The organism is Roseisolibacter sp. H3M3-2, from assembly GCF_029211165.1.
In the GTDB taxonomy this organism is placed as follows: domain Bacteria; phylum Gemmatimonadota; class Gemmatimonadetes; order Gemmatimonadales; family Gemmatimonadaceae; genus Roseisolibacter.
Genome location: NZ_JARGEK010000236.1, coordinates 1 through 7,603, shown reverse-complemented (window position 1 = coordinate 7,603; position 7,603 = coordinate 1). Strand labels below are relative to the sequence as shown.

Below are 7,603 nucleotides of genomic sequence, written 5' to 3'. Positions count from 1 at the left end.
GCGCCGGCGCCGCGCGCGCACCGAGGCGATCGCCGCCCTGCGCGCGCTGGGCGCCGAGGGCGAGGGCGCCCCGGACGGCGCCGAGGGCGCCGAGGGGTCCGAGGGCGGCGACCAGGGCGGCGCCGCGGAGACCTCCGCCGAGTGAGTCGCGACCGGGCGCCGGGACGGTAGTCCCGGTCTGCCCGCCGCTGTAGACTACTGAGCGCCGCCGGCCCCGCGCCGGCGGCGTTCTCACGCCAGAGACGACCAGGATGACTGCTACGTTCACCGCGAAGGACGTCCAGGAGCTGCGCCAGCGGACCGGCGCCGGCATGATGGACTGCAAGAAGGCCCTGGAGGAGAACCAGGGGAACATGGAGGCCGCCGTCGACTACCTCCGCAAGAAGGGGATCGCGAAGGCCGAGAAGCGCGCCGGCCGCACGGCGAGCGAGGGCGCGGTGATGGTGGAGGTCGCGCCGGACGGCACGTCGGGCGTGATGGTCGAGGTGAACAGCGAGACCGACTTCGTGTCGCGCAACGCCGACTTCCAGGCGCTCGCCCGCTCGATCGCGCAGCACGCGCACGCGACCGCCGGCGCCGGCGACGCGACCACGCTGCTCGCCGCGCCGGTGGCGTCGAAGGGCGGCTCGTCGCTCGAGACGGTGGTGAAGGAGGCGTCGGCCGTGATGGGCGAGGCGCTGCAGCTGCGCCGCGCGGTGCGCTTCGACGCGCCCAAGGGCGCCGTCGGCTCGTACGTGCACTTCAACGGCAAGATCGGCGTGCTGGTCGAGGTCGAGGCCGCGAACGGCGCGCAGGGCGAGGAGCTGGTGAAGCTCGCCTCGGTGCTCGCCGAGCACGTCGCCGCCGCCGCGCCGCTGGGCGTCGACGAGAGCACGATCCCCGCCGACGTGATCGCCAAGGAGCGCGAGATCGCGATGGAGCGCACGCGCGCCGAGGGGAAGCCCGAGGCGATGCTCGAGAAGATCGTCGACGGCAAGATCAAGGCGTACTACAAGGAGGTCGCGCTCGTCCACCAGATGTGGGTGCGCGAGCCGAAGACGCCGATCTCGCAGGTGGTCGCCGACGCCGGGAAGAAGGTCGGCGGCGCCGTGACCGTGAAGCGCTTCGCGCGCTTCCAGCTCGGGCAGGAGTGAGCGACGGCGCGAATCGGACGCTGCGCTACCCCCGGGTGCTGCTCAAGCTCTCGGGGGAGGCGCTGGCGGGCGACACGAAGTTCGGCTTCGACTTCGACCGCCTGAGCTTCTTCGCCCAGCAGGTCGAGGAGGTCGTGCAGACCGGCGCCGAGGTCGGGCTGGTGATCGGCGGCGGCAACATCGTGCGCGGGGCGCAGCTCTCGCGCATGGGGATGGACCGCGTCGGCGCCGACTACATGGGCATGCTGGGCACGGTCATCAACGCCCTCGCCCTGCAGGACGTGCTCGAGAAGCGCGGGCTCGAGACCCGCGTGATGACGGCGATCCGCATGGAGGAGCTGGCGGAGCCGTACATCCGCCGCCGGGCGCTGAGCCACCTCGACGCGCGCCGCGTGGTGATCTTCGCGGCCGGGACGGGGAACCCGTACTTCTCGACCGACACCGCGGCGGTGTTGCGCGCGATCCAGATCAAGGCCGACGTCATCATCAAGGCCACGAGCGTGGACGGCGTGTACTCGGCGGACCCCAAGCAGGACCCGACGGCGCGGTTCTACGAGACGATCAGCTACCGCGACGTCATGCTGGAGGAGCTGCGGGTGATGGACCAGACGGCCATCACGCTCTGCAAGGAGAACCAGCTCCCGCTGATCGTGCTGAACATCAACGAGACCGGGGCCGTCCTCCGCGCCGTGCGCGGCGAGAAGGTCGGGACCCTGGTCAGCTGACCATCCGATCCACCCTCGACCCCGTCGCGATGGCCACCATCAAGGAGATCCTCCAGCAGAGCCGCACGGCCATGGAGAAGGGCGTGGAGAACTCGAAGAAGGAGTTCGGGTCGATCCGCGCCGCGAAGGCGAGCCCCCAGATGCTCGACACCGTGCGCGTCGAGGCGTACGGCTCGCACCTCCCGCTCAACCAGGTCGCGAGCGTGAGCGCCCCCGAGCCGCGCCTCCTGCTCGTCACCCCGTTCGACAAGGGGCAGGCGAAGGTGATCGAGAAGGCGATCCGCGAGAGCGACCTCGGGGTCGAGCCGTCGAACATGGGCGGCGTGATCCGCGTCCCGCTGCCGTCGCTCAACGAGCAGCGCCGCAAGGAGCTGGTGAAGGTCGTACACAAGCTCGCGGAGGAGGGGCGCGTCGCCATCCGCCACGCGCGCACCGACTCGCGCGACAAGCTCAAGAAGCTCGACGGCGTCTCCGAGGACGACAAGAAGCACGCGGAGAAGGACCTGCAGAAGCTGCACGACGACCACATCGGGAAGATCGAGGCGCTCCTGAAAGCCAAGGAAGCCGAGATCATGGAAGTGTGAGCCGGGTGACCGCCCGTCCTTCCGTGCACCAGGCGGCGACCGCCGACGAGCTGCTGGCCCGGCTCCGCGTCCACGGCGCGGTGCCGCGGCACGTCGCGATCATCATGGACGGCAACGGGCGCTGGGCGCGGGAGCGGCTGCTCCCGCGCCCCCTCGGGCACCGGTCGGGGATGAAGGCGGTGCGCGACGTCGTCGAGGGCGCGCTCGCGGCCGGCGTCGAGTACCTGAGCCTCTTCGCCTTCTCGCAGGAGAACTGGCAGCGGCCGGCCACCGAGGTCGGCGCGCTGATGTCGCTGCTCGAGGAGTACATCGCGCGCGAGGTGGACGAGTTGCGCGAGCAGGGCGTGCGCGTGCGCGTGCTGGGCGACCTGGCCCGGCTGACGCCCCCCGCCGCGCGCGCGGTGGAGCGCGTCGTCGGCGAGACCGCCGGCAACTCCCGGCTGACGCTCAACCTGTTCATCTCGTACGGGAGCCGCGCGGAGCTGGTGCGCGCGGTGCGCGCGATCGCGGCCGACGTCGCGGCGGGGACGCTGGCGCCCGACGAGATCGACGACGCGACGATCGCGCAGCGGCTCTACACCGCCGACTGCCCGGACCCGGACCTGCTGATCCGCACGTCGGGCGAGCTGCGCATCTCGAACTTCCTCCTCTGGCAGATCGCGTACACGGAGCTGTTCATCTCGCCCGTGCTGTGGCCGGACTTCGGCCGCCGCGAGCTGTTCGAGGCGATCGTCGCCTACCAGAGCCGCGACCGCCGCTTCGGTCGGGTGACCGTCTGAGCGGCGCCGCGTGAGCGAGCTCGCCAAGCGGGTCGCCTCCGCGCTCGTCGGCGCCCCCGTCGCGCTGGCGTGCATCTGGTTCGGCGACGCGGCGCTCGCGACGCTGCTGGCGGCCATCGCCGGCGCCGGCGCGTGGGAGTTCTACCGCATGGCCGCGCTGGCCGGCGGCGCGCCGCTCGCCCGCACCGGGATCGTCCTCGCCGCCGCGCTGCCGCTGGTCGCGCACGCGCACGTGCTGCGCCTCGCGACGCCGGCGCCGGCGGCGGCGCTGCTGGTCGTGCTGGCCATCCTGTCGGTCGCGATCTGGCGCCGCGGCGTGACGGGGAAGCCGCTGCTCGCGGTCGCGACGACGGTGCTCGGCGTCGCCTACGTCGGCGGCCCGATGGCCTACGGCTACCTGCTCCGCTACTTCGACTGGGCGGTCGGCCGCGGCGCCGGCGCGGCGATCCTGCTCCTCCCCGTGCTCTGCACCTGGGCGAGCGACATCGGCGCGTACTTCGTCGGCCGCACGCTCAAGGGGCCCAAGCTGATCCCCGCCGTCAGCCCCGGGAAGACGATCTCCGGCGCGGTGGGCGGGCTCGCGGCGTCGGCGGCGCTGGCGGCGGCGTACGCGCCGTTCGTGCTGCGACCGGTCGCGCAGCTCGGCTTCGCGCCGGGGCGCGCGCTGCTGTTCGGCGTGCTGGTGTCCGTCGCCGCGCAGCTGGGCGACCTGGTCGAGTCGCTGCTCAAGCGCGACGCCGGGGTGAAGGACTCGTCGCACCTCATCCCCGGGCACGGCGGGGTGCTCGACCGCGTCGACTCGCTGCTCTTCGTGCTGCCGGTCAGCTACGTCGTGCTGCGCGCGCTCCTGCTCCCCGCGTTCGGCGGATGACGCGCGGCGTCGCGATCCTCGGCAGCACGGGCTCCATCGGGACCACCGCGCTCCGCGTCCTGGAGCGCCAGCGCGCGCGCTTCCGCGTCGTCGCGCTCACCGCGCACAGCAACGCCGCGCTGCTCGCCGAGCAGGCCGCGCGCTTCGGGCCCGGCTACGTGGGGCTGGTGGGATGCGACGGCGCCGCGCCCCCGGCGCGCGACGGCTGGGCCACCGGGACGCCGTGCCTCGTCGAGGCGGCGACGCGCCCCGACGCCGACGTGGTGCTCAACGCGGTCGTCGGCGCCGCGGGGCTCGACGCCACGCTCGCCGCGCTGCGCGCCGGCAAGCGGGTCGCGCTGGCCAACAAGGAGACGCTGGTGGTCGCCGGCGAGCTGGCGCACGCCGCGGCGCGGGAGGGGGGCGGGGAGCTCGTCCCGGTGGACAGCGAGCACTCGGCGATCCTGCAGTGCATCGCGGGGCGGCCGGGGCAGGAGGTCCGCCGCCTCGTCCTTACCGCCTCGGGCGGCCCGTTCCGCACCTGGCCGCGCGAGCGGCTCGAACGCGCGACCGTCGCCGACGCGCTCCAGCACCCGACGTGGAGCATGGGGCGCAAGATCACCGTCGACAGCGCGACGCTCGCCAACAAGGCGCTCGAGGTGATCGAGGCGCACTTCCTGTTCGGCGTCCCGTACGAGCGCATCGAGGTCGTGGTGCACCCGCAGAGCGTGGTGCACTCGTTCGTCGAGTTCGTGGACGGGAGCGTGCTGGCGCAGATGGGCGTGCCGAGCATGGAGCTGCCGGTGCTGTACGCGCTCACGCACCCGGAGCGGGTGGTCGACACGGGCGTGCCGCCCTTCGACCCGGTCGAGCTGGGGCCGCTGACCTTCGAGCGGGTGCGCGGCGACGACTTCCCGGCGCTCGCGCTGGGGATGGCGGCGGGGCGCGCCGGCGGGTCGGCGCCGGCGGTGTTCAACGCCGCCAACGAGGAGGCGGTCGCGCTGTTCCTCGACGGCCGGATCGGGCTGCTCGACGTGCCGCGGGCGATCGAGCACGCGCTCGGCGCGCTGGCCGGCGCGCCCGGCGGGACGCGGGAGACGCTGCTGGCGGCCGACGCCGAGGCGCGGCGGGCCGTCCGCGCCCGGTTCGCCCGCTGACGGGCGCCGCAGTAGCTTTCCCGCCATGCTGGCCTACGTCGCTCCCATCATCGTCTTCGGGCTCGTGGTGTTCGTCCACGAGCTGGGACACTTCCTCGCCGCGAAGCTCGTCGGCGTCTACGCGCCGCGCTTCTCGATCGGCTTCGGCCCGTCGCTGTTCCGCAAGCGTGTCGGCGAGACCGAGTACGTGATCGCCGCGCTGCCGCTGGGCGGCTACGTGCGCATGGCCTCGCGTGAGGACGAGACGACGATGGCGGTGCTGGAGGGCGGCCCGGAGCGCCGGCCCGACGCCCTCCCCACCTCGGGCGGGAACGCGGCCGGGCGCGCGGTGGACGACCACGTGGGCGACGCGCACCGCGGCAAGGACTGGGACCCGGACGCGATGATGCCGTTCGGGCCGAAGCCGGTCCCGCCGCACCGCTGGTTCGAGTCGAAGGGGCTGCCGTCGCGCCTGTTCATCCTGCTCGCCGGCGTGACGATGAACGCGGTGCTCGCCTGGGTGGTGTTCAGCGCGAGCTACGCCGCCTACGGGCGCGCCTACGTGCCGGCGGTGATCGACTCGGTGCTCCCCGGCCGCCCGGCGGCGGAGGCCGGACTGGCGCGGGGCGACAGCGTGGCGGCGGTCGACGGCACGCCGGTGCGGACGTGGACGGAGGTCGTGCAGCGCGTGTCGTCGGCTCCGGGGCGCGCGGTGCAGCTCGACGTGGTGCGCGGCGGCGCGCCGGTGCGGATCGTCCTGACGCCGCGCGCCGAGGAGGCCGCGGACCCGATCACCAACCGCCGCCGGCAGGTCGGGCGGATCGGCGTGATGCCGCGCGACAGCATCGCTCGCGAGCCGGTCGGCGTCGGGACGGCGCTGTCGGAGGGGTGGGCCGAGACGCGCGAGTCGGCGACGGCGGTGGTGGGGGTCGTGCGCGGGCTGTTCACGCGCGACGTCGCGATGTCGAACCTGGGCGGCCCGATCCAGATCGCGCGCACCTCGGTGCAGGCGGCCCGCCTCGGGCTCGAACCCCTCCTGCGACTCCTGGCGTTCCTGAGCATCAACATCGCGGTGCTCAACCTGCTCCCGATCCCGATCCTCGACGGCGGGCAGGTGCTGCTGAACGTCGCGGAGACGGTGAAGGGGAGCGCGTTCAGCGTGCGGACCCGCGAGAACATCCTGCGCCTCGGGCTGGTCGCGATCGGCCTGCTCTTCGTGACGGTCATGTGGAACGACCTGTCCCGCCTGGCGGCGGACCTCCTGCGCTGAGACGCCCGGCGGCGGTCCTCGCCCTGGCGTCGGCGCTGGCGGCCGGCTGCCGCCGCGCCCCGGCCACCGCGCCGGAGCCCGTCGCTGCGCCCGCCGCGGCGGCCGACCCCGCGCGCGCGCTGGCCGACACCGGGCGCCCCGGAGGCCGCGCCCTCCCCGACCCGAGCAGCGCAGTGCGGTTCGAGGTGGTGGCGGTCGGCGACACGACGTTCGAGTTCCTCGCCCCGAAGACCGACTGGCTGCGCCCCCGCATGATCGGGATCGTCGTCGACCCGCGCCGGCGCGACGTGCTGGTCGCGCGCTTCGTCGTGCTCGCGAGCTCGGGGGACACGGCGACCGCGCTCGTCACCGGGCAGACGACGCGGGTGGTCACCGACCACGTCGCGCTGCTCGCCAAGCCGGTCGCGCCGCCGCGGGTCATCTCGCGGATCGAGCGGCGGCGCTTCTGGTCGGGGGCCGCGATCGGCGGGCTGTTCGGGCTGATCGCGGGGCTGCTGATCCGCCTGTAGGCGCGGTCAGTCGCAGTAGAGCGTGAAGCGCACCGGCCGCATCGGGCCGGTCCCCGCCGCCGTCACGCGGACGCTGTCGTCGCGGTACTCCTGGCAGAGGCTCGCCTGCACCACGAGGCGGTAGACGCCCTGGGGGAGCACCAGCGGCTCCGTGAGCGGGATCGCCCCCGCGCGCTGCACCTGGCCGCGCGTCGCGGTCAGCGTGTACCGGGCGCGCACGGCGGGGCGCATGTCGAACTGCAGCTCGCCGCACGGCGCGAGGCGGAGGGAGAGCCGTTCCGACTCGCCGCTGTCGAGCTGGATGGTGCGGACGTCCTGCGCCGTCGGGCACCCCTCGAGCGACGGGAGGAGGCCGCGGATCACGTGGCGCCCCGGCGACAGCGAGTCGCTGCTCCACTCGCCCTTGCTGACCGCGCGCCCGTCGAGCGACACCTGCGCCTCGGGCGGCGCCTCGACGCTCAGCGAGGCGAAGAGGGGGCGGGGCGGGGCGGTGTCGACGACGGTCAGCGCCGACTCCGCGGCGGCGACGGGCGGGCGCACCGAGTCGTCGGCGCCGGCGCCGCCGGTGCGGCCGCGGCGCGGCGCGGCCGCGCCGTCGGCGCGCACCAGCCAGACGT

Annotated in this window: 9 protein-coding genes; 8 read left to right on the top strand and 1 reads right to left on the bottom strand. The window is 74.2% G+C overall.

What is annotated here, in order from left to right; genetic code table 11:
• Positions 1-251: 251 nt before the first annotated feature.
• The 8 genes from tsf (at position 252) to PYV61_RS17165 (ending at position 6,986) form a co-directional block, all read left to right on the top strand.
• Complete coding sequence (tsf, locus tag PYV61_RS17200; protein ID WP_275833852.1) at positions 252-1,133, top strand: translation elongation factor Ts; 882 nt, start codon at positions 252-254, stop codon at positions 1,131-1,133.
• Complete coding sequence (gene pyrH / locus PYV61_RS17195) at positions 1,130-1,858, top strand: UMP kinase (RefSeq protein ID WP_275833850.1); 729 nt, start codon at positions 1,130-1,132, stop codon at positions 1,856-1,858. The genes tsf and pyrH overlap by 4 nt, the downstream gene beginning before the upstream one ends.
• A 29-nt stretch (positions 1,859-1,887) precedes the next feature.
• Positions 1,888-2,442, top strand: coding sequence for a ribosome recycling factor (gene frr / locus PYV61_RS17190; RefSeq protein ID WP_275833848.1), 555 nt, complete (start codon positions 1,888-1,890; stop codon positions 2,440-2,442).
• A 5-nt stretch (positions 2,443-2,447) separates the two neighbouring features.
• The gene (locus PYV61_RS17185) at positions 2,448-3,221 is read left to right on the top strand and encodes an isoprenyl transferase (RefSeq protein WP_275833846.1); all 774 of its coding nucleotides are present in this window, start codon (positions 2,448-2,450) and stop codon (positions 3,219-3,221) included.
• Between the two features lie 10 nt (positions 3,222-3,231).
• Entirely contained in the window at positions 3,232-4,092 is an 861-nt protein-coding gene (locus PYV61_RS17180; protein WP_275833844.1) for a phosphatidate cytidylyltransferase, read from the top strand.
• Entirely contained in the window at positions 4,089-5,228 is a 1,140-nt protein-coding gene (dxr, locus tag PYV61_RS17175) for a 1-deoxy-D-xylulose-5-phosphate reductoisomerase (protein ID WP_275833841.1), read from the top strand. Before PYV61_RS17180 ends, dxr begins: the two co-directional genes overlap by 4 nt.
• Positions 5,229-5,253: 25 nt before the next feature.
• On the top strand, positions 5,254-6,477 hold the full coding sequence (rseP, locus tag PYV61_RS17170) for an RIP metalloprotease RseP (RefSeq protein WP_275833839.1): 1,224 nt from the start codon (positions 5,254-5,256) through the stop codon (positions 6,475-6,477).
• 173 nt (positions 6,478-6,650) lie between these two features.
• Positions 6,651-6,986 carry a hypothetical protein gene (locus tag PYV61_RS17165; RefSeq protein WP_275833837.1) on the top strand — a complete coding sequence of 112 codons (336 nt, stop codon included), beginning with the start codon at positions 6,651-6,653 and terminating at the stop codon, positions 6,984-6,986.
• A 6-nt stretch (positions 6,987-6,992) separates the two neighbouring features.
• On the opposite strand, the gene PYV61_RS17160 is transcribed toward PYV61_RS17165, so the two are convergent.
• Positions 6,993-7,603, bottom strand: a 611-nt coding sequence (locus PYV61_RS17160; RefSeq protein WP_275833835.1) for a hypothetical protein, incomplete at its 5' end; no start/stop codon positions are given.